This is a genomic window from Streptomyces sp. NPDC014006 (genome assembly GCF_043088925.1).
GTDB lineage: Bacteria > Actinomycetota > Actinomycetes > Streptomycetales > Streptomycetaceae > Streptomyces.
Map to the genome: position 1 here is coordinate 284,415 of NZ_JBICAJ010000005.1, position 20,584 is coordinate 304,998.

Consider the following 20,584-nt stretch of genomic DNA (forward strand, 5'->3'; position numbering starts at 1 on the left):
GCGGGTTGCTTGCCCGCCGGGCACCCGGCTGTTTGACTCGCCGTGTGGAGTACTACGGGGGACGGCGTACCAGGGCCGAGCAGGACGCGGCGACGGTGGAGATCGGGTACGCGCTGTGCAGCGCGGCGTTCGCGGCGGCCGTCGTTTTCGGGGCGATCGCCGGTCCGGCGCTGCTGTTCGACCTGCCGAGGACGGCCGAGCTGCTGCTGGTCAAGGCCGGGGAGATCGTCGCGCCGGTGCTGTTCTTCGCGCGCGTCGTCAGCGTGCTGCTGCGGTTCCGGCATCCCGGCGGCCGGTCTCAGCCCAGCCAGCCCGGCCGGACCAACCCCGACTCATAGGCCTGCACGACGAGTTGGGCCCGGTCGCGGGCGCCCAGCTTCACCATCGTGCGGCTGACATGGGTCTTCGCGGTGAGCGGGCTGACCACCAGGCGCCGGGCGATCTCCTCGTTGGACAGGCCGAGCCCGACCAGGGCGAGCACCTCCCGCTCCCGCTCGGTGAGCCGGGACAGTGTCTTCACGGCCGCCGGTGCCTTGGACCGGGCGGCGAACTCGGCGATCAGCCGCCGCGTCACCCCCGGTGACAACAGCGCGTCACCGGCCACCACCGCCCGTACCGCGCGCAGGAGTTCCTCCGGCTCGGTGTCCTTGACCAGGAAGCCGGAGGCGCCCGCGCGCAACGCCTCGAAGACGTACTCGTCGAGTTCGAAGGTGGTCAGCATGACCACCTTCACCTCCGCAAGCCGCTCGTCGTCCGTGATGCGGCGGGTGGCGGCCAGGCCGTCCAGCAGGGGCATGCGGATGTCCATCAGTACGACATCCGGCCGCAGTTCGGCGACCGCGCGCACCGCCTGCTCGCCGTCGGCGGCCTCCCCGGCCACCTCGATGTCCGGCTGGGCGTCGAGCAACGCCCGGAACCCCGCGCGGACCAGCGACTGGTCGTCGGCGAGCAGTACCCGGATCACCGGTCCTCCTTGCTGTTCAAGGGCAGTTCGGCCAGCACCCGCCAGCCGCCGTCGGGGCGCGGACCCGCCTCGATCGTGCCACCCAGCGCGGCCGCCCGCTCCCGCATTCCGGCCAGCCCGTTGCCGCTGCCGCCCGCGTCCGCGCCGGACGCCGGTCCGTCGTCGTCGATCCGCAGCCGCAGCGCACGTCCGCTGTGGTCCAGCCGCACGCGCGCGTGCCGCGACTGCGAGTGCCGTACGACGTTGGTGAGGGCCTCCTGGACGATGCGGAACGCGGCGAGATCGGCGCCCGGGGCGAGCGGCGGGGCCGTGCCCTCGACGTCGACGGCGAGGCCGGCGCTCGCCGCCTGCTCCACCAGTTCCGGCAGCCGGTCCAGGCCCGGCGAGGGAGATCGCGGCGCGGCGCCGGGTGCGCGCAGGGTGTCGAGGACCTGGCGCACCTCGCCGAGCGCCTCCTTGCTCTTGGCCTTGATGGTGGTGAGGGCCTGGCGGGCCTGCTCCGGGTCGGAGTCCAGCAGGGCCAGGCCGACACCGGCCTGCACATTGATCACGGAGACGCTGTGCGCGAGGACGTCGTGCAGTTCGCGGGCTATGCGCAGCCGCTCCTCGTCGGCGCGCCGCTTCGCGGCCTGCGCCCGCTCGGCGCGCTCGCGCGCCCACTGCTCGCGTCGGGCCCGGGCCAGCTCGGCGACGGCGGCGATCGCCACCACCCAGGTGGCGACGACGAGTTCCTGCCCCCAGGGTGCGGCCGTGTCCCCGGACGGCGGCAGCCAGCGGTAGAGCCAGTGCGCGATCACCACATGACCGGCCCACAGCATCCCGACGGCCGACCAGGCGGCCCACCGGCGCCCGGCCAGGATCGCGTTGAAGCAGGCCACGGCGACGGTGAGGAACACCGGGCCGTACGGATAACCGGCCCCCAGGTAGACCATGGTGGCCGCGGACGTGCCGAAGACGACCGCCGCCGGGTACCGCTTGCGCCACAGCAGCAGCCCGGCTGCGACGACGAGCAGGACGCGCGCGAACGTGTCGAGCGGGGCCCGTGCGCCGTGCTGCTGGTGCGCGGCGAAGTGCGAGCCGGCCAGCACGACGGCCGTGACGATCAGAGTCGACGGCCAGGGCCAGTGCGCGCGGTGGTCCGTCTCGTCCCTCCGGCCCGCCCACGGCGGCCCCTGGCGCCACCACTGCGGCGGGCCGCCGCGCACACGCTCTCGCTCCATGCCGTCACGCTAGACGCCCCGCGCGCCGCGAGGCGTCAGCCGGGCGAGGTGATCACACGTACTCCCCGGGAAGTACGCCGCCGGACAGCGCGCGAGGTGCGGGGCGGTCATCCTGGTAGCGGGGCCGGCGCGCGGTGAGGCGGGTGCAGGATGACGATCGACGTGACGGTGCGGCGCACGATCCCTGTGCCGGCCGAGGAGGTGGCCGCGTACGCCATGGACTGGCGCAACGACAGCCGCTGGACTCAGGGCATCCGGCGGGCCGAGCTGACCCGGCCGGCGGACACGGGCGGCTTCGGAACGGGCGCCGAGGTCACGCGCACGGCGTACTTCCTGAGGCGGCGCATCGACTATGTGCTGCGCGTGGCCGCGTACGAGCCGCCCCGGTTGCTGGACATGGTCTCCGTGGCCGGGCCCATGCCGATGCACGTGACGTACACCTTCGCGCCCGACCCGCGCGGCACGCTGGCTGCCATCCGCGTGCGCGGCGGTCCGGGCGGTCTCTTCCGTCCGGCGGCGCCCCTGCTGGCCCGGCAGGTCCGCTCCTCCCTCACCAGGGACCTGCGGGACCTCGAACGGCGGCTGACCGAGCGGGACGGAGGCGTGTGATGGCGTACGACGAAGGGCTCGCCGAGCGGGTCCGGGCTCTGCTGCACGGTGCGCCGGAGCTCGCCGAGAAGCGCATGTTCGGCGGGCTCGCCTTCCTGCTGGGCGGCAACATGGCGGTCGCGGTGACCGGGGACGACCTGCTGGTGCGGGTGGCGCCGGACGGCACCGAGGCCGCGCTGGCCCGGCCGGGGGCGCGCGTTTTCGACATGTCCGGCCGTCCCATGCGCGGCTGGGTGGTGGTGGCCGGCCCCTCCGTGGCCGAGGACGACGCGCTCACCATGTGGGTCACCGAGGGGCGCATCTTCGCGGCGGGCCTGCCGCCGAAGTGAGGGCTTCGCCGACGGGCAGGCGGGAGCGGTCCGGCCGGCACTACCCCGCCGCCATCGCCTCCCGCATCGCCCGAGCCGTCGCCGTTGGGTCGTAGGCCTCGGGGACGCCCGGGACGAAGATGATGTCGCCCTCGATGTGGCGGGAGCGCAGGGGGGCGATCTCCCGGTAGGCGGGCGAGTCCCACCAGGACCGGGCCTCGTCCAGGCCGGGGAAGGCGATCACCACCACGTGCCCCGGCCAGCTGCCTTCCTTCACCTCGTGCTGTGCCGCGTGGACGAGGAAGCGCCCGCCGTACGGCGCGAACGTGGCGCCGATGCGCTCGATGTACTCGGCGATCTCCAGGTGCGGCGCGGCCTCCCGTAGATGGCCGATCACGTAGGCGGTCATGGGGTCCTCCGATCTCCTCGGGCTGCTGACACCCACGATCGTGGCAGCAGCCCGCCCCGGGGTCGATGACCTCTCAGGTAAGCGGCAGGCCGACGCCCTCCGCCAGCCGGAGCGCCGCGTGCCGGAAGAACTCCTCGCGGCCCTCCACCACCCGGTTGAACTGGCCGAACAGCTCGAAGTTCACCAGTCCGAACAGCTGCGCCCAGGCCGCCACCAGGGCGGTCACCGTCTCCGGGGGGAGGTCGGGGGCGAGGTCGGCGGCCATCCGGGCGGCCTCGTCCCGCAGGGCTGCCGGCACAGGGGGCTCGGTCAGCACGCCCGCGCGGTGGGCGTCGCCGACGATTGCGAAGCACAGGCGGCCGACGCGGGCGGCGGGCGGCACGGTCGTCATCGGCGCGCTGTAGCCCGGCACGGGTGAGCCGTAGATGAGGGCGTACTCGTGCGGATGCGCCAGCGCCCAGTGGCGTACGGCCTCGCAGACCTCCGTCCAGCGCCGGGCGGGCGGGGCGTCGGCGACCGCCGCGGCGGCGGACTCCGCGGCCTCGCCGAGGGAGTCGTAGGCGTCGATGATGAGCGCGGTCAGCAGGTCGTCGCGGCTGGGGAAGTAGCGGTAGAGGGCGGAGGAGACCATGCCGAGGGCCCGGGCGACCGCTCGCAGCGAGAGCTTGGCGGCCCCCTCCTCGGCCAGCTGTCTGCGCGCCTCGTCCTTGATGGCGGCGGTGATCTCGATCCTGGCCCGGGCCCGGGCGCCCCGCGCGATGTCCCTGCTCATGGCAACCAGTCTGCCATGAGGAGAGAGCAGCGCACACGAATGTGAGCGCCGCTCTTGCTTTGGATCGCCGAACACGCGAGACTGACGGCGAGCGAGAGCACCGCTCTCGGTTTTGGCCCCTGGAGGCAGCCATGTCCGCACACGTCCGCAAGCCCGGCTGGTTCACCGTCAACGTCCTCAACCGCGCCGTCGCGTGGCTGACGCGCCGCGGCGTCAGCGTCTGGGGCTCGCGGGTGCTCGCCGTCCGCGGCCGCAAGAGCGGGCAGTGGCGCACCACCCCGGTCAATCTGCTGACCATCGCCGGCGCGCAGTACCTCGTCGCCCCACGCGGGCACGTGCAGTGGACGCACAACATGCGTGCGGCCGGCGGGGGCGAACTGCGGCTCGGCAAGCAGGTGGACGAGTTCACCGCGACCGAGGTCGCCGACGACGACAAGGCACCGATCCTGCGCGCCTACCTCAAGCGCTGGAAGGCCGAGGTCGGCGTCTTCTTCAACGGGGTGGGCCCGGACTCCCCCGAGTCCGAGCTGCGCCGGATCGCCCCCGACCACCCCGTCTTCCGCGTGACCGTCAGGAAGTGACGGCCATCATCGTCAGGACGACCGCCGTCACCGTCAGGAACTGACCGCCACCCCCGTCAGGCGCCGGCCTCGCCCTGCGCGGCCCGGCGTCGGTCCAGTGCGCTCAGCGCACGCTGGGCGGCCGGGCGAGTGCGGACCATCTCGCCCAGGGACGTCGAGCCGCGGGTGATGTCCGTGAACGCCCGCCAGGCCGGGCGCAGGCCGGTCAGGGCCGCGTGGAAGAGGCCGGGGCGCCGCTCGAAGGCGGACAGAAGCCGCTTGCCCACGGCCATCTCGACGCCCAGCCCGGCCTTGACGGCGAACGCGTAGTTCAGGGCCTGACGCCGGGTGTCCACCGCGTCGTGCGCCTCGGCGATCCGCACCGCCCACTCCCCCGCGAGCCGGCCCGAGCGCAGCGCGAACGAGATGCCCTCACGGGTCCACGGCTCCAGCAGTCCGGCCGCGTCCCCGCACACCAGCACCCGCCCGCGCGAGAGCGGCGAGTCGGCGGCGCGGCAGCGGGTGAGATGCCCGGAGGAGATGCTCGGCTCGAAACCGGCGAGGCCCAGCCGCCCGATGAAGTCCTCCAGATAGCGCTTGGTCGCGGCGCCCTCGCCGCGCGCCGAGATCACCCCGACCGTCAGCGTGTCGCCCTTCGGGAACACCCAGCCGTAACTGCCGGGCAGCGGACCCCAGTCGATCAGCACCCGGCCCTTCCAGTCCTCGGCGACGGTGTCCGGCACCGGGATCTCCGCCTCCAGGCCCAGGTCGACCTGGTCGACCTTGACGCCCACATGTGCCCCTATCCGGCCGGCGCTGCCGTCGGCGCCGACCACCGCGCGCGCCAGCAGCGTCTCGCCGCCCTGGAGAACGACGGCGACCGTGCGCCGGTCGGGGACGGCCGCGCCGTGCTGCTCGACCCGCTGCACGGTGGCACCGGTGCGCAGCTCGGCGCCCGCCTTCTGCGCGTGCTCGACGAGCTGCTGGTCGAACTCGGGCCGGTTGATCAGCCCGAACAGCATCTGCCGGGAGCGCCGGGTGCGGGTGAAACGACCCCCCAGCGAGAACGTCACCGCGTGCACACGGTCCTTCAGCGGCAGCTCGAAACCGGGCGGCAGCGCGTCGCGCGAGGGGCCGATGATGCCACCGCCGCAGGTCTTGTAACGCGGCAGTTCCGCCTTCTCCAGCAGGAGCACCCGCCGCCCCGCGACCGCGGCGGCGTAGGCGGCCGAGGCCCCCGCGGGTCCCGCGCCCACCACGACGACGTCCCACACCTGCCGCCCGTCGTCCGCCGAAGAGTTCTCGCTGCTCACGATGGTCTACCGCTCCCGATCACGCCGCTGCCGCTGCTGCCACAGGCATCCTACGGCGGAGATCGGCAGGGCCCGCTGTGGGAGGATCGGCAGCACTCACCTGTACAACGTCGCACCCACGAGGAGCGTGCCCATGTCGTCGCATCCGGTCGCCGAGACCGTCGCCGCGCTGATGCCCCGGGCCAAGGCGGAACTCGCCGAGCTGGTGGCCTTCAAGTCGGTGGCGGACTTCGCGCAGTTCCCGAAGAGCGAGAGCGAGCAGGCCGCCCGCTGGGTCGCCGACGCGCTCACCGCCGAGGGCTTCACGGACGTGGCGCTGCTGGACACCCCGGACGGCACGCAGTCGGTGTACGGCTACCTGCCCGGCCCCGAGGGCGCGAAGACCGTGCTGCTGTACGCGCACTACGACGTGCAGCCCCCGCTGGACGAGGCCGGCTGGGCCACCCCGCCCTTCGAGCTGTCCGAGCGCGACGGCCGCTGGTACGGCCGCGGCACCGCCGACTGCAAGGGCGGCGTCATCATGCATCTGCTGGCGCTGCGCGCGCTGAAGGCGAACGGCGGCATACCCGTCCACATCAAGGTGATCGCCGAGGGCTCCGAGGAGCAGGGCACGGGCGGCCTGGAGCGCTACGCCGAGCAGCACCCGGAGCTGCTGCGGGCGGACTCGGTCGTCATCGGCGACGCCGGCAACTTCCGCGTCGGCCTGCCGACGGTCACCACCACCCTGCGCGGCATGATCCTGCTTCGCGTCCAGGTCGACACGCTGGCGGGCAATCTGCACTCCGGCCAGTTCGGCGGCGCCGCCCCGGACGCGCTGGCCGCGCTGATCCGGGTCCTGGACTCGCTGCGTGCCGAGGACGGCTCCACCACGGTCGACGGGCTGGCCGGCGACGCCGTCTGGGAGGGCCTGGAGTACGAGGAAGAGCAGTTCCGCAAGGACGCCAAGGTGCTCGACGGCGTCGAGCTGATCGGCTCGGGCACGGTCGCCGACCGCATCTGGGCCCGCCCCGCCGTCACCGTGCTCGGCATCGACTGCCCGCCGGTGGTCGGCGCCACGCCGTCCGTGCAGTCGAGCGCCCGCGCCCTGATCAACCTGCGGGTGCCGCCGGGCGTGGACACCACCGAGGCGACCAAGCTGCTCCAGGCCCACGTCGAGGCGCACACCCCGTGGGGCGCCCGGGTCGCCCTCGAGCAGGTCGGCCAGGGCCAGGCCTTCCGCGCCGACACCGCCGGCCCCGCCTACCGGGCGATGGCCGACGCGATGGCGGTGGCCTACCCGGGCCAGGAGATGAGTCACGCCGGTCAGGGCGGCTCCATCCCGCTGTGCAACACCCTCGCCGCGCTCTATCCGCAGGCGGAGATCCTGCTGATCGGACTGAGCGAGCCCGAGGCGCAGATCCACGCAGTCAACGAGAGCGTGTCACCCGAGGAGCTGGAGCGGCTGTCCGTCGCCGAGGCGCTGTTCCTGCGCAACTACGCGGCCGGCTGACCGGCTCCGCCCGCGGGCAAAGCGAGCCCGCGCGGGGCCCTTGCGTTCGCCCATGGACGTCATCGCGCTGCTCCCCCGCCGAGCGAGCCGTCCCCGCCGCCGGTGGCCCACTGGGCGTCCGGCGACGGCGTCCTGGACGTCGGGGACAGCACGCGCCTGGTGCACGCCCCCGGGCATGCGGACGGCGGCATCGCGCTGCGGCTGCCGGCCCGCAGGGTGCTGTTCACCGGGCACACGATCGCCGCGTCCCCGGTGGACGGCACGGTGATGCCGGTGCGTTCACCCTCGACCGGGAACGGGCGCCGGTGTCGCTGCTGCGGCGCCGGCCTCACGACGGAGGTGGCCTGCTTCAGCCACCGGGAGGCGGTGACCTCGGGGCCGGGTGAGGTGCTGCGGGCGGCGGCGGACGGACATGCCCGGCCCACGCGGCTGCCTCACCCCACCGGCCGGCCCGCCTCCAGATACAGCGCGGCGCCGCGTTCGCGGGCCCGCAGGGCCCAGCGCAGTCGCTCGTAGCGGACCGGCGGGAGCAGGCCGGCGGCCTCGTGTTCGGTGACGAAGCGCCAGCCGCGCAGTTCGGGCCCCGGCAGCAGCACCTGACGGGCCGCGGCGGAGTCGAGGCGGCCGCCGTCGAAGAGCAGGCGCAGACCGCCGTAGCCGGGGGGCGCGGGCCGCTCCCAGTCGACGACGAGGAGCCGGGGCACCTCGTCGAGCCGTATCCCGGTCTCCTCGGCGACCTCCCGCATGCCCGCGCGGGCCGGCGCCTCGCCGGGCTCGACCACACCGCCGGGGAACTCCCAGCCGGCCTTGTAGGTGGGGTCGACGAGCAGCACCCGGTCCTGTTCGTCGAAGAGGAGCACCCCGGCGGCCAGGGTCTCGGCGGTGGGTTCCGGTGTCTGCACGATGTCGCAGACCGGCGCGGTGTCACTGCCGACCGCCTCGGCGATCCGCACGGCGGTCTCGTACGGCGTGAGGGCACCGGTGTCGACCAGGTGCGCGTCGGCGGTGAGCCAGGAGGCGAGGGCCGCGCGGTAGGGCTCGATGTGGTCGTAGGCCCACTGCCGGACGCGTATCTCGCCGTCCGGGAGGTCCGGGGGGACCGGGCGGTGGGCTATCCGCTCGCGCAGGATCGTTTCAGCCGGAGCCAGGAGAATGTGCCGGACCGCAATCCGGCGGGCGGCGAGACCGCCGAAGATCTCGTCCCGGTACTCCTGGCGCAGCAGGGTCATGGGGACCACGAGGGTGCCGCCCAGTTCGGCGAGCATCGCGGCGGCGGTGTCGATGACGAGGCGGCGCCAGATGGGCAGGTCCTGGAAGTCGCCGACCTCGGCGAGGCGTTTGGGCGGCAGCAGGTGCTGGAGTGCTCCGCCGATGAGCTCGGGGTCGAAGAGCGTGCTGTTCGGGATCACGTCGATCAGTTCGCGCGCGGTGGTGGACTTCCCCGCTCCGAACGCACCGTTGATCCAGACGACGGTCACGGTTCCCCCTCTTCTGTTGGCCCCCTGTGGCTTGCCCGCTCCACCCTGCCACGGAAACCAGCGCCAGTTGAGGGCGCATGACGCGGCGGTGCCGCCCCTCTCGCACATTCACGCGCGGGAAGGGCGGCACCGCCTGAGACCGGCCTGCTTCTCGTCAGTCGAGTCCGCCGAGCGAGCCCTCGTCGACCTGGAAACCGTCCTGGGCGACGGTGTGGTCCAGGGTGCTGAGGGTGTCGCCCACGTTCGGGTTCGTCAGGTCCTCGGCGTCCAGACCGTGCGAGGGGGTGATCGCGGCGACGACGAACCCGGTGGCGAGGGAGGCGATGGCGAGCATGCTGCGCTTCTTCATGCCCGGCTCAACTGCGCGGACGGCCGGAAGTCACGCGCCGACTGATTTCACCTCACCTTCACGAGTGACTTACCGTGTTCCGGTTCCACGCTTACCGTTTTCACACCGCGCCTCGCCGGCGCCGTCTGCTCATTCGGGGGGAAACATGCGTATCCGCGTTCTCAGTGCCGTTCTGCTGTGTTGCGCCACCGGCTCGCTGCTCGGCTGCCAGCCGAACGACACCGCCAAGCCGCCCGCCCCGAGCTTCACCCCGCCCTCCGTCCCGGCCGTTCCCACAGCCGGCCGCACGCCGGACGACAAGCCGTCCGCCGCCGAGCGCAAGAAGGTGCCCTCGTTCGTCGGCATGGGGCTCCAGTCCGCCCAGGACACCGCCCAGGCGCAGGGCTTCTACGCGCTCACCTCGCACGACGCGCTGGGCCGCGACCGGATGCAGGTGCTCGACCGCAACTGGAAGGTGTGCAGCCAGAACGTCGCCGCCAGCACGACGGTGCCGACCGACACCACCCTCGACTTCGGCGCGGTGAAACTCGAGGAGACCTGCCCGGCCAAGGAGCAGTCGGCCCCCTCGGCGGCCGCGGGAAAGATGCCGGACTTCACGGGCAAGTCGGTGAAGGCGGCCCGGGCCGCCCTCGACTCGGGCACGTCGATCACCGTCAAGGACGCCTCGCCGCAGGAGCGTTGGGTGCTGGTGGAGAGCAACTGGCAGGTGTGCACCCAGTCCCCCGCCGCCGGCAGCGCCCTGAACGGCCACCCGGTCGCCTTCACCGCGGTGAAGTTCGGCGAGAGCTGCCCCTGACAAACCGGATCCGCAGTTCTCATCACGACCCGCCATCTTCCAACAGAGTCCGACACGTTCTACCGTGAGCGCGCAGCGATGACGAGCACATGACGTCATGTTCCCTCTTGCTGGTCGGAGGCACGTCCCCATGCGTCACACCCGCACACCGCGTCACAGAATCGTCGGAGCCCTCACCGCGGGGCTCCTGTGTACGGCCGGACTCACCGTCCCGGCCGTCGCCGTGTCCGGCGCCCCTGCGCCGGACACGCCCACTCTGGCCGACGGGCTCGCGCTCACCCCGCCGATGGGCTTCAACAACTGGAACTCCACCCACTGCCGGGCCGAGTTCAACGAGGCGATGGTCAAGGGCATCGCCGACCTCTTCGTCGCCAAGGGCCTCAAGGCCGCCGGGTACCAGTACGTCAACCTCGACGACTGCTGGGCACTCCCCCAGCGCGACGCCGACGGCAAGCTGGTACCCGACCCGGCCCGCTTCCCGGGCGGCATCGAGGCGGTCGCCGACTACGTCCACGCCAAGGGCCTCAAGCTCGGCATCTACACCAGCGCCGGCACCAAGACGTGCAGCGACATCGGCTTCCCCGGCGGACTGGGCCACGAGTACAGCGACGCCCGGCAGTTCGCCGACTGGGGCGTGGACTACCTCAAGTACGACAACTGCAACAACCAGGGCGTCGACGCCAAGCAGCGCTACACCACCATGCGCGACGCGCTCAAGGCCACCGGGCGGCCCATCGTCTTCAGCATCTGCGAGTGGGGCCAGAACAAGCCCTGGGAGTGGGCCGCCGACGTCGGGCACCTGTGGCGCACCACGGGCGACATCTCCGACAGCTGGGGCTCGATGCTGTCCATCGCCAAGCAGAACCTGCCGCTCGCGCCGTACGCCGGTCCCGGCCACTGGAACGACCCCGACATGCTGGAGGTCGGCAACGGCGGCATGACGGACACCGAGTACCGCTCGCACTTCTCCATGTGGTCGGTCATGGCGGCGCCCCTGCTCATCGGCACCGACCTGCGCAAGGCCTCGGACGCGACGTACGAGATCCTCGGCAACAAGGAGGTCATCGCCGTCGACCAGGACCCGCTGGGCAGGCAGGGAACCGTGATCTCCTCGGCCGGCGGGCGCTGGGTGATCGCCAAGCAGATGCGGGACGGCAGCCGGGCCGTCGCCCTGTTCAACGAGTCGTCCACCGCGCAGCGCATCGCCACCACCGCCCAGGCCGTCGGCCTGCCGGCCGCCGACGGTTACACCCTGCGCGACCTGTGGCGGCACACGTCGTACAACACCGCGGGGACCATCTCGGCCACGGTTCCCGCGCACGGCACGGTGCTGGTCCGCGTCGCCGCCGACGGCGGCTGGGCCGCGCAGCCGCCGGCCGTCGAGGCCGGTCTGGACGGCGGCGCGTACGTGGAGGCGGGCAAGCCCGTCACCGTGACGTCCACGGTCACCGACCTCGGCCGCACCCCGGCCCGCGCCGTCTCCGTCGCCCTGACCGGCCCCGCCGGCTGGACGGTGCAGGCCGCCTCGCCGACCACGGCGGACTCCGTGCCGACGGGACGCTCGCTGCGCACCGGCTGGACGGTCACCGCTCCCCCGGGGACGCCGACCGGGTCGTACGGCCTGACCCTGACGACGAGTTACCGCTCGCCGACCGGTGTGCGGGCCTCGAACACTCTGACCGTGACGGCGTCCGTGGTCGTCCCGCCGCCCACTGGGGTGTCCTCGCTCGGCGACCTGCCGTGGCTGTCGGCCGACAGCGGCTGGGGGCCGGTGGAGCGCAACACCAGCAACGGCGAGAGCGCGGCCGGTGACGGTCGCCCGATCACCATCGGCGGCGTGGTGTACGGCAAGGGGCTCGGCGTCCACGCACCCAGCACCGTGGCCTACTACACGGGGCGCTCCTGCGAGACGGTCAGCGCGTCCGTCGGCGTCGACGACGAGAAGGGCACGAAGGGCACGGTCGCCTTCGAGGTGCGCGCGGACGGCAGGACGGTCGCCTCGACCGGGGTGCTGACCAATGCCATGCCCGCGCAGTCCCTCACCGCGGACGTCTCCGGCGCGCAGGTGGTGGAACTGGTGGTCACCGACGGCGGCGACGGAGTCGACTCCGACCACGCCGACTGGGCGGACGCCCGGCTGACCTGCTGACCGCACCTCCCCCGGCGCCCACCCCGAGCCGAACCGGCCGGGGTGGGCGTCCGGCCGTGCGGCCCGCGCCCGCGGCGGCGGATGCGCTCAGACCCCCGCCGCCGCGGCCCCCGCCACCTCCGTGAGCGCGGCCGCGGCCGCTCCCACCAGGCCGGCGTCGGTGCCCATCTGCGCCGGGGCGACCGTCAGCCGGTGGACGAAGGACAGGGTCGCGTAGTCGGCCAGGGAGCGGCGCAGGGGGGCGAAGAGGACCTCGCCGGCCTTGCCGACGCCCCCGCCGATGACCGCGATGTCGATCTCCACCAGGGTCGCGGTGGCCGCGATGCCGGCGGCCAGCGCCTGTGCGGCCCGCTCGAAGGAGGCGACGGCCACCGGGTCCCCGGCCCGCGCGGCGGCGGCCACCGCGACGGCGGACGTGTCGCCGTCGGGGCCGGGCCGCCAGCCGTCCTCCAGGGCGCGGCGGGCGATGTTCGGACCGCTGGCGATGCGCTCGACGCAGCCGCGCGAACCGCACGGACACAGGTCGCCGTCGAGGTCCACGCTGATGTGCCCGATGTGACCGGCGTTGCCGGTGGGGCCGGGGTGCAGCCGGCCGTTCAGCACCAGGCCGCCACCCACTCCGGTGGACACCACCATGCACAGGGCGTTGGCGTACCCGCGGGCCGCGCCCTGCCAGTGTTCGGCCGCGGTGATCGCCACTCCGTCGCCGATCAGCTCCACGGGGAGACCGCCGGTCGCCGCGCGGGCCCGCTCCACGAGGGGAAAGTCCCGCCAGCCGGGGATGTTCACCGGGCTCACCGTGCCCGTCGAGGCGTCCACGGGACCCGCGCTGCCGATGCCGAGCGCCCGCGCGCGCCCCCACAGCGGCGACGCCGTCAGCTCGCCGAGCACCTCCTCGACGGCCCGCATCACGGTGTCGCCGTCCTTTCGGGCGGGCGTCGGGCGCTGGGCCCGCACCAGGATCGTGCCGCGGTCGTCGACCAGCGCGCCGGCGATCTTGGTGCCGCCTATGTCGAGCGCGGCCACGAGGTCGGTGGTCATCAGTGTCGGATCTCCCCGTTCGGCGATGGGAATCGAGCGGAACCAGAAAACATGCGGAAAGCTCCTGGCCGGCCTGCGGTGGGGGCGCGGGCCGGAGTGGGCGGTGGACAGTCTCTCCCGTGCGTGACAACGTTGTCCAGGCTCTATGCTCGACGCCACATCCTCATACAAGCCATGGACCTCCGCATCCGCTCGGCGGTTGGATGGGGCCGACGGACCCGTCGCCCCCCGTGGACCACAGGACAGGACAGCGCACCGTGCCCGAGACCGCCCGCAGCACCGCCCGCCTCACCGACCGCCTGCCCGGCAGCCGGTACGGCAACCGTCCCACCATGAAGGACGTCGCGGCCCGCGCCGGAGTAGGCCTCAAGACCGTCTCGCGGGTCGTCAACGGCGAACCCGGTGTCACCCCGGACACCGAGCGGCGCGTGCAGGAGGCCATCGAGGCACTGGGCTTCCGCCGCAACGACAGCGCGCGCGTGCTGCGCAAGGGCCGTACCGCCAGCATCGGACTGGTGCTGGAGGACCTCGCCGACCCGTTCTACGGCCCGCTCAGCCGCGCGGTGGAGGAGGTGGCCCGGGCGCACGGCGCGCTGCTGATCAACGGCTCCAGCGCCGAGGACCCGGACCGCGAGCAGGAGCTGGCCCTCGCGCTGTGCGCACGGCGGGTGGACGGCCTGGTGGTGATCCCCGCCGGGGACGACCACCGCTATCTCGAGCCGGAGATCCGGGCCGGTGTGGCGACCGTCTTCGTGGACCGGCCGGCGGGCCGCATCGACGCGGACTGCGTCCTGTCGGACAACTACGGCGGCGCCCGTGACGGCGTGGCCCATCTGATCGCGCACGGGCACCGCCGGGTCGGCTTCATCGGCGACATGCCCCGTATCCACACGGCCGCCGAGCGGCTGCGCGGCTACCGGGCCGCGATGGAGGACGCGGGCATACCCGTGGCGGACTCGTGGATGTCGCTGGGGGTCACCGACCCCGAGCGGGTACGCCGGGCCGCCGAGGACATGCTGTCCGGACCCGAGCCGGTCACCGCGATCTTCACGGGCAACAACCGGGTCTCGGTGACCGTGATCCGTGTCCTGGCGGCCCACGACCGCCCGGTCGCCCTGGTCGGCTTCGACGACGTCGAACTCGCCGACCTGCTCCAGCCGGGGCTCACGGTCGTCGCCCAGGACGCGGCGGCCCTCGGCCGCACCGCCGCCGAGCGGCTCTTCCGCCAGCTGGACGGCGAACTCGTCACCCCCGAACGCGTCGAACTGCCGACCCGGCTGATCACCCGCGGGTCCGGCGAGCTGCCTCCGGCGCAGTAGGCACGGCCGACGACCGCCTAGTCTGGGCACCGATGGTGGACTTCACCCTGGCGGCGCTCGGCCTGGCCGAGGTGCCGCGCGAGAACCCGCTGCTGTACCCCGGGGTCTGGCCGCGGGATTCAGGGCTGCTCGACGGGGACCGCCTGCTGCCACTCGACCGACTGGTGTACGACGACCGCGCCCCCGTCCTGGCCGTCGGCTCCAACGCCTGCCCCGGCCAGCTGCGGCACAAGATGGACGAGTTCGGGATCTCCTCGCCGGTGCCGATGGTGCGGGCCCGGGTGACCGGTGTCGACATCGGGGTCTCGGCACACGTCAGCCGCCTGGGCTATGTGTCGGCCTCGCCGGTCCGCTCCCCTTCCTGCGTACGGGACCTGTTCGTCGTCTGGTTCGACACCGAACAGCTCACCGTCATCGACGCGAGCGAGGGCGTGCCACTGCCGGACGGCAACTTCCGCCGGGCCTGGCTGCCCGCGCCGGACGTACGCGTCGAACTCGCGGACGGGCGGATCCTGCCGGGGGTGTACTCCTACGTCAACCGCCGCGGTGTCCTGCACAACGGCGACCGGGCACCCCGCCGCCACCCCGGGCAGCGGGCCCTGCTCACCGAGCTGCTGGCGTCCGAGCGGTGGCGGGAGCTGTTCGGGGTGACTCCGGAGGAGTTCTGCGCCCGGGCCCGGGCCGACGTGGGGCTGTGCGCGCGGGGGACGCGGCTGCTGGCCGAGGCCAGGCTGGTCACCGCCTCCGGCCTGGAGCGGTACGTAGACAATCATCCGGGCACAGGCTCGTCACTGTTCCCGCCGCTCGGGTAGCCGCCGACGGCGGGAAGGGGACGGGGTGGGGGTGGGGGTGGGGGTGGGCGCCCGCAGCGGCCGGCACCGGCACAGGGCACCCCTCGTCGGGAACGGGCGGTCGGACCGAGGACGGACACCCCCACCCCGGCCCCGACCCACAACGCACCGCAGGCGCAACAGCAACCGGCCACCGGACAGCAACGGGCCGCCGCAGGCACAAAACGGGGCGCGGGGAAGGGCGCGACCAGCCACAACGCAACCCGCGCAGGCCGCCGCAGGCAGTCGGCGACCAGCCACAACGCACCCGCACCCGAAACACGGCCCCGCGCCGCAGGCGCCCGCACCCCGAACAGCCGCCGGCAGGCTACTGCGCCGACGCCGTAAGATCCCCGCGCCGCGGCGCCGCGAAGCCCTCCAGGTCGGCCCGGGTCAGACCGGTGGCCCGGGCGACCTCGGCGACGTCGAGGGCGCCGCAGTCCAGGCCGCGCAGCAGGTACCCGCTGAGCGCCTTGGCGGTGGCCGGCTCGTCCATGACGTCACCGTCGACATGGCCGGCGTAGCGGGCGAGGCGGGCGGCGGCCTGCTCGAAGCCCTCGCGGTAGAAGGCGAAGACGGCGGCGTAGCGGGTGGGGATGTGCCCTGGGTGCATGTCCCAGCCCTGGTAGTAGGCACGGGAGAGCGCGCGGCGGGTCAGGCCGTAGTGCAGCCGCCAGGCGTCGTGGACCTTCTCGGTGGGGCCGACCGGCAGGACGTTGGTGGAGCCGTCCGAGACGCGTACGCCGGTGCCGGCGGCCGCGACCTGCATGACGGCCTTGGCGTGGTCGGCGGCCGGGTGGTCACTGGCCTGGTAGGCGGCGGAGACGCCGAGGCAGGCGCTGTAGTCGAAGGTGCCGTAGTGCAGTCCGGTGGCGCGGCCCTCGGCGGCCTGGATCATGCGCGCGACGGTCGCGGTGCCGTCGGTGGCGAGGATGGACTGGCTGGTCTCGATCTGGATCTCGAAGCCGATACGGCCGGGCTCGAGGCCGCGGGCCTTCTCGAACGCCTCCAGGAGCCGGACCATGGCGGTGACCTGCTCGGGGTAGGTCACCTTGGGCAGGGTGAGCACCAGGCCGTCCGGCAGCCCGCCGTGCTCCAGCAGGCCGGTGAGGAAGATGTCCAGGGTGCGGATGCCCCGGTCGCGGACGGCGGCCTCCATGCACTTCATCCGGATGCCCATGTACGGCGCGGCCGTGCCGGTCGCGTACGCCTCGGCGATGAGACGGGCGGCGCGGGCGGCGTCCTCGTCCTCGTCCTTGCCGTGGTAGCCGTCCTCGAAGTCGACGCGCAGGTCCTCGATGGGCTCGCGCTCCAGCTTGGCGCGTACGCGCGCGTGGACGGGCTCGGCGAGGTCGTCCGCGAGGCCGAGGACGCGGGCGAAGGAGGCGGCGTCCGGGGCGTGCTCGTCGAGCGCGGCGAGGGCCTTGTCACCCCAGGAGCGGATGGTGTCGGCGGCGAAGACGTCACCGGGTACGTAAACGGTGTGCACGGGCTGGCGGGTGCCGGGGTCGCCCGGGTAGCGGCGCTCCAGTTCGGCGTCGACCGGCGCGAGGGAGGCGCTGATCTCCTCGCTGACGGCGCCCGCGAGGCTCGTCGCCACCTTCTCCTGCTGGCCCTGACCCATCCCGCACCCTCCTGTTTTCCGCTCTATGGAATCAATAATCCGTAGAGCGAAGTTATCCGTCGATCTTCCTCCTGGTCAACACCCTGTCCACAGCATGAGCCGTCGGCCGCGACACGGCGAGGCCCCCGCGACCACGCAGGTCGCGGGGGCCTCGACGAGCCGGGCGGGGATCAGCCCTTGCGGGACTTGACCTCGTCGGTCAGCTGCGGGACGACGTCGAAGAGGTCGCCGACGATGCCGTAGTCGACCAGCTCGAAGATCGGGGCCTCGGGGTCCTTGTTGACGGCCACGATGGTCTTCGAGGTCTGCATACCGGCGCGGTGCTGGATCGCGCCGGAGATGCCGCAGGCGACGTACAGCTGCGGGGACACGCTCTTGCCGGTCTGGCCGACCTGGTTGGTGTGCGGGTACCAGCCGGCGTCGACGGCGGCACGCGAGGCGCCGACGGCCGCACCGAGCTGGTCGGCGAGACCCTCGATGAGGGAGAAGTTCTCCGCGCCGTTCACACCGCGGCCACCGGAGACCACGATCGCGGCCTCGGTGAGCTCCGGGCGGCCCGTCGACTCACGCGGCGTACGGCCGGTGATCTTGGTGCCGGTCGCCTTCTCGGAGAAGGACACGTTCAGCGCCTCGACGCCGCCGGCGGCCGGGGCGGCCTCCACGGCGGCCGAGTTCGGCTTGACCGTGATCACCGGGGTGCCCTTGATGACACGGGACTTGGTGGTGAAGGACGCGGCGAACACCGACTGGGTGGCCACCGGGCCCTCGTCGCCGGCCTCGAGGTCGACGGCGTCGGTGATGATGCCGGAGCCGATGCGCAGCGCCAGACGCGCGGCGATCTCCTTGCCCTCGGCGGAGGACGGCACCAGCACGGCTGCCGGGGAGACGGCCTCGACGGCGGCCTGCAGCGCGTCCACCTTCGGCACCACCAGGTACTCGGCGTACTCGGAGGCGTCGTGGGTGAGGACCTTCACCGCGCCGTGCTCGGCGAGCGCGGCGGCGGTGTCACCGGCGCCGTTGCCCAGCGCGACGGCGACCGGCTCGCCGATACGGCGGGCCAGCGTCAGCAGCTCCAGGGTGGGCTTGCGGACGGCGCCGTCCACGTGGTCGACGTAGACGAGAACTTCAGCCATGGGAATGCATCTCCTGCGGGGATTGCGAAGTCTGAGGGGCGGTCAGGGAGGCGGTCCCTGCTCCAGGGACGAAACGGGTCCCTTAGATGAACTTCTGGCTCGCGAGGTACTCAGCGAGCTGCTTGCCGCCCTCGCCCTCGTCCTTGACGATCGTGCCCGCGGTGCGCGCGGGGCGCTCGTTCGCGGCCTCGACCTTGGTGAACGCACCCTCCAGGCCGACCTCTTCGGCCTCGATGTCGAGGTCGGACAGGTCCCAGGACTCCACCGGCTTCTTCTTGGCCGCCATGATGCCCTTGAAGGAGGGGTAACGGGCCTCGCCGGACTGGTCGGTGACCGACACGACGGCCGGCAGGGAGGCCTCCAGGTTCTCGGAGGCGGCGTCGCCGTCGCGGCGGCCCTTGACCGTGCCGTCCTCGACCGAGACCTCGGACAGCAGGGTCACCTGCGGGACGCCGAGGCGCTCGGCGACCAGCGCCGGGACGACGCCCATGGTGCCGTCGGTCGAGGCCATGCCGGAGATCACCAGGTCGTAGCCGGCCTTCTCGATCGCCTTGGCGAGCACCAGGGAGGTGCCGATGGCGTCGGTGCCGTGCAGGTCGTCGTCCTCGACGTGGATCGCCTTGTCGGCGCCCATGGACAGCGCCTTGCGCAGCGCGTCCTTGGCGTCCTCGGGGCCGATGGTGAGAACGGTGACCTCGACGTCGTCGTCGGAGTTCTCGGCGATCTGCAGCGCCTGCTCGACGGCGTACTCGTCCAGCTCGGAGAGCAGACCGTCCACGTCGTCCCGGTCGACGGTCAGGTCATCGGCGAAGTGCCGGTCGCCAGTGGCGTCGGGCACGTACTTCACAGTGACAACGATCCTCAAGCTCACGCCGGCTCTCCTACTGCCTCGTCATTTCTCGGCTGCCTACTTGAGAGGCAGCATAGGCGCCCCAAGCGGCCGATTCCGGTACGGGGCGGTCCCCGCTCCGACCGAAATATTACTCGTCAGTACATCCAGTTCCTGCCCGCTAAGCAAGCGCTTTGAACTGTGACCTTTGCAACGCAGCGTAACCGGAACTCGACCGCTTCGCAGAGGAGCCGGAGCGTGACTAATCGCGCAGAGCAGTGAAGCGGCCCTGGTGATAAAGGAGCGGGCGGCCGGACCCCGCGGGGTCACCGAGGACGACCTCGGCGAGGACGATGCGGTGGTCGCCGGCCGGCACCCGGGCGATCACCCGGCACACCAGCCAGGCCAGGACGTCGTCCAGCACGGGAACGCCTTCGGGGCCCTCGCGCCAGGCGGTGGGGGCGCCGAAGCGGTCGGCGCCGCTGCGGGCGAAGGTGGCGGCCAGCTCCTGCTGGTGCTCGCCGAGGATGTGCACGCCGACGTGGTCGGCCTCGGATATCGCCGGCCAGCTGGAGGCACCGGTGCCGATCCCGAAGGACAGCAGCGGGGGCTCGGCGGAGACGGAGGTGAGGGAGGTGGCGGTGAAACCGACCGGCCCCGACGCGCCGCGTGCGGTGATCACGGCGACCCCCGCCGCGTGCCGCCGGAAGACGGAGCGGAGGAGGTCGGGCGAGGCGAGTCGGGGGGTGCGCAGGTCGGGCGAGGCCGTCATGGAGTTGTCCTTCAGGAGTGAGGGGCGAGGGCGCGGGGCGGCTAGTGGCCGGGACAGCGCGCGCTCGCGGTGCGGACGAGGTCGACGTGCACCCGTCCATGAAGAAGGAGTTCCGAAGGCATGAGGTCAGGCTGACGACAGGTGGCGAGCGCAGTCAAGTACGTCCCGTGGAGTGGGAGACAGCTCACCGTGACCGACTCGGGCGTCACACCGCCTCACCGAGGGCCGCGATGACGTCGGCCTTGCGGGGCTGGCCGGTGGCCCGGCGCACCACACGGCCGTCGGCGTCGAGGACCAGCACCGTCGGGGTCTTCAGGATGCCGAGCGCGCGCACCAGCTCCAGGCGGGCCTCGGCGTCGATCTCCAGGTGCGTGACGCCCGGGACCAGACCGGCGACCTCGCCGAGGATCCTCCGGGTGGCCCGGCAGGGGGCACAGAAGGCGCTGGAGAACTGCACCAGCGTGGCCCGCTCGCCCAGCTCGCCGCCGAGTTCGGTCGCCGTGAGCCGCTTGTCCTGATCGCGCACCCGCACCCGTACTCTCCCGCCCCGCCGTCGCCGCATCAGGCCGTAGGCGCTCGCCAGCGCGAGCACCACGACGCACACCACCAGTCCGGTCATC

23 protein-coding genes are annotated in these 20,584 nt (G+C 72.9%); 10 read left to right on the forward strand and 13 right to left on the reverse strand.

Annotated elements, in window-relative coordinates:
* Window positions 1–44: 44 nt before the first annotated feature.
* The gene (locus tag ACF1GV_RS19515; RefSeq protein WP_363265433.1) at window positions 45–338 is read left to right on the forward strand and encodes a DUF6332 family protein; all 294 of its coding nucleotides are present in this window, start codon (window positions 45–47) and stop codon (window positions 336–338) included.
* On the opposite strand, the gene ACF1GV_RS19520 is transcribed toward ACF1GV_RS19515, so the two are convergent.
* Both ACF1GV_RS19520 and ACF1GV_RS19525 read right to left on the reverse strand, forming a co-directional pair.
* On the reverse strand, window positions 299–964 hold the full coding sequence (locus ACF1GV_RS19520; protein WP_391682269.1) for a response regulator: 666 nt from the start codon (window positions 962–964) through the stop codon (window positions 299–301). The two genes, ACF1GV_RS19515 and ACF1GV_RS19520, sit on opposite strands and share 40 nt — an antisense overlap.
* Window positions 961–2,184 (reverse strand): sensor histidine kinase, encoded by a 1,224-nt coding sequence (locus ACF1GV_RS19525; RefSeq protein WP_391682271.1) that lies wholly within the window; start codon window positions 2,182–2,184, stop codon window positions 961–963. Before ACF1GV_RS19525 ends, ACF1GV_RS19520 begins: the two co-directional genes overlap by 4 nt.
* Window positions 2,185–2,334: 150 nt before the next feature.
* On the opposite strand from ACF1GV_RS19525, the gene ACF1GV_RS19530 reads away from it, so the two are divergent.
* Window positions 2,335–2,793 carry an SRPBCC family protein gene (locus ACF1GV_RS19530; protein ID WP_391682274.1) on the forward strand — a complete coding sequence of 153 codons (459 nt, stop codon included), beginning with the start codon at window positions 2,335–2,337 and terminating at the stop codon, window positions 2,791–2,793.
* A complete protein-coding gene (locus tag ACF1GV_RS19535) occupies window positions 2,793–3,122 on the forward strand; it encodes a TfoX/Sxy family protein (protein WP_391682276.1) in 330 nt (109 codons plus the stop codon). Before ACF1GV_RS19530 ends, ACF1GV_RS19535 begins: the two co-directional genes overlap by 1 nt.
* Window positions 3,123–3,162: 40 nt before the next feature.
* Here the strand turns inward: ACF1GV_RS19535 and ACF1GV_RS19540 are convergent, their stop codons facing one another.
* Both ACF1GV_RS19540 and ACF1GV_RS19545 read right to left on the reverse strand, forming a co-directional pair.
* Complete coding sequence (locus tag ACF1GV_RS19540) at window positions 3,163–3,510, reverse strand: DUF1330 domain-containing protein (RefSeq protein WP_391682278.1); 348 nt, start codon at window positions 3,508–3,510, stop codon at window positions 3,163–3,165.
* Between the two features lie 73 nt (window positions 3,511–3,583).
* The gene (locus tag ACF1GV_RS19545; RefSeq protein WP_391682281.1) at window positions 3,584–4,282 is read right to left on the reverse strand and encodes a TetR/AcrR family transcriptional regulator; all 699 of its coding nucleotides are present in this window, start codon (window positions 4,280–4,282) and stop codon (window positions 3,584–3,586) included.
* Window positions 4,283–4,413: 131 nt separating this feature from the next.
* Here ACF1GV_RS19545 and ACF1GV_RS19550 point away from each other — a divergent pair, with 131 nt between their 5' ends.
* Window positions 4,414–4,863 (forward strand): nitroreductase family deazaflavin-dependent oxidoreductase, encoded by a 450-nt coding sequence (locus ACF1GV_RS19550; RefSeq protein ID WP_391682284.1) that lies wholly within the window; start codon window positions 4,414–4,416, stop codon window positions 4,861–4,863.
* Between the two features lie 56 nt (window positions 4,864–4,919).
* Here the strand turns inward: ACF1GV_RS19550 and ACF1GV_RS19555 are convergent, their stop codons facing one another.
* Window positions 4,920–6,155: a geranylgeranyl reductase family protein gene (locus tag ACF1GV_RS19555; protein ID WP_391682286.1), complete on the reverse strand. Its 1,236-nt coding sequence runs from the start codon at window positions 6,153–6,155 to the stop codon at window positions 4,920–4,922.
* A 133-nt stretch (window positions 6,156–6,288) separates the two neighbouring features.
* Here ACF1GV_RS19555 and ACF1GV_RS19560 point away from each other — a divergent pair, with 133 nt between their 5' ends.
* On the forward strand, window positions 6,289–7,644 hold the full coding sequence (locus tag ACF1GV_RS19560) for a dipeptidase (RefSeq protein ID WP_391682288.1): 1,356 nt from the start codon (window positions 6,289–6,291) through the stop codon (window positions 7,642–7,644).
* Between the two features lie 102 nt (window positions 7,645–7,746).
* Window positions 7,747–8,160, forward strand: coding sequence for a hypothetical protein (locus tag ACF1GV_RS19565; protein ID WP_391682291.1), 414 nt, complete (start codon window positions 7,747–7,749; stop codon window positions 8,158–8,160).
* Here the strand turns inward: ACF1GV_RS19565 and ACF1GV_RS19570 are convergent.
* Entirely contained in the window at window positions 8,079–9,122 is a 1,044-nt protein-coding gene (locus ACF1GV_RS19570; RefSeq protein ID WP_363265443.1) for an NUDIX domain-containing protein, read from the reverse strand. The genes ACF1GV_RS19565 and ACF1GV_RS19570 overlap by 82 nt on opposite strands.
* Window positions 9,123–9,276: 154 nt before the next feature.
* On the reverse strand, window positions 9,277–9,471 hold the full coding sequence (locus ACF1GV_RS19575) for a hypothetical protein (RefSeq protein ID WP_391682294.1): 195 nt from the start codon (window positions 9,469–9,471) through the stop codon (window positions 9,277–9,279).
* A 145-nt stretch (window positions 9,472–9,616) separates the two neighbouring features.
* Between ACF1GV_RS19575 and ACF1GV_RS19580 the strand changes: the two genes are divergently transcribed.
* Window positions 9,617–10,267 carry a hypothetical protein gene (locus ACF1GV_RS19580; RefSeq protein WP_391682296.1) on the forward strand — a complete coding sequence of 217 codons (651 nt, stop codon included), beginning with the start codon at window positions 9,617–9,619 and terminating at the stop codon, window positions 10,265–10,267.
* Between the two features lie 130 nt (window positions 10,268–10,397).
* Window positions 10,398–12,416 (forward strand): NPCBM/NEW2 domain-containing protein, encoded by a 2,019-nt coding sequence (locus tag ACF1GV_RS19585; RefSeq protein WP_391682298.1) that lies wholly within the window; start codon window positions 10,398–10,400, stop codon window positions 12,414–12,416.
* Between the two features lie 87 nt (window positions 12,417–12,503).
* Here the strand turns inward: ACF1GV_RS19585 and ACF1GV_RS19590 are convergent, their stop codons facing one another.
* Window positions 12,504–13,457 carry an ROK family protein gene (locus tag ACF1GV_RS19590; RefSeq protein ID WP_391682301.1) on the reverse strand — a complete coding sequence of 318 codons (954 nt, stop codon included), beginning with the start codon at window positions 13,455–13,457 and terminating at the stop codon, window positions 12,504–12,506.
* A gap of 203 nt (window positions 13,458–13,660) precedes the next feature.
* Here ACF1GV_RS19590 and ACF1GV_RS19595 point away from each other — a divergent pair, with 203 nt between their 5' ends.
* The gene (locus ACF1GV_RS19595) at window positions 13,661–14,776 is read left to right on the forward strand and encodes a LacI family DNA-binding transcriptional regulator (protein WP_391682304.1); all 1,116 of its coding nucleotides are present in this window, start codon (window positions 13,661–13,663) and stop codon (window positions 14,774–14,776) included.
* 32 nt (window positions 14,777–14,808) lie between these two features.
* Window positions 14,809–15,588, forward strand: coding sequence for a hypothetical protein (locus ACF1GV_RS19600; protein ID WP_391682306.1), 780 nt, complete (start codon window positions 14,809–14,811; stop codon window positions 15,586–15,588).
* Window positions 15,589–15,934: 346 nt separating this feature from the next.
* On the opposite strand, the gene ACF1GV_RS19605 is transcribed toward ACF1GV_RS19600, so the two are convergent.
* The 5 genes from ACF1GV_RS19605 to ACF1GV_RS19625 form a co-directional block, all read right to left on the reverse strand.
* Window positions 15,935–17,230: a DUF6986 family protein gene (locus ACF1GV_RS19605; RefSeq protein WP_391682309.1), complete on the reverse strand. Its 1,296-nt coding sequence runs from the start codon at window positions 17,228–17,230 to the stop codon at window positions 15,935–15,937.
* A gap of 170 nt (window positions 17,231–17,400) precedes the next feature.
* A complete protein-coding gene (locus ACF1GV_RS19610; RefSeq protein WP_391682311.1) occupies window positions 17,401–18,363 on the reverse strand; it encodes an electron transfer flavoprotein subunit alpha/FixB family protein in 963 nt (320 codons plus the stop codon).
* Between the two features lie 82 nt (window positions 18,364–18,445).
* Entirely contained in the window at window positions 18,446–19,234 is a 789-nt protein-coding gene (locus ACF1GV_RS19615) for an electron transfer flavoprotein subunit beta/FixA family protein (protein WP_391682314.1), read from the reverse strand.
* 220 nt (window positions 19,235–19,454) lie between these two features.
* A complete protein-coding gene (locus ACF1GV_RS19620) occupies window positions 19,455–19,964 on the reverse strand; it encodes a flavin reductase family protein (protein ID WP_391682317.1) in 510 nt (169 codons plus the stop codon).
* Window positions 19,965–20,169: 205 nt separating this feature from the next.
* Window positions 20,170–20,583: a TlpA family protein disulfide reductase gene (locus tag ACF1GV_RS19625; protein WP_391682319.1), complete on the reverse strand. Its 414-nt coding sequence runs from the start codon at window positions 20,581–20,583 to the stop codon at window positions 20,170–20,172.
* Window position 20,584: the final 1 nt, after the last annotated feature.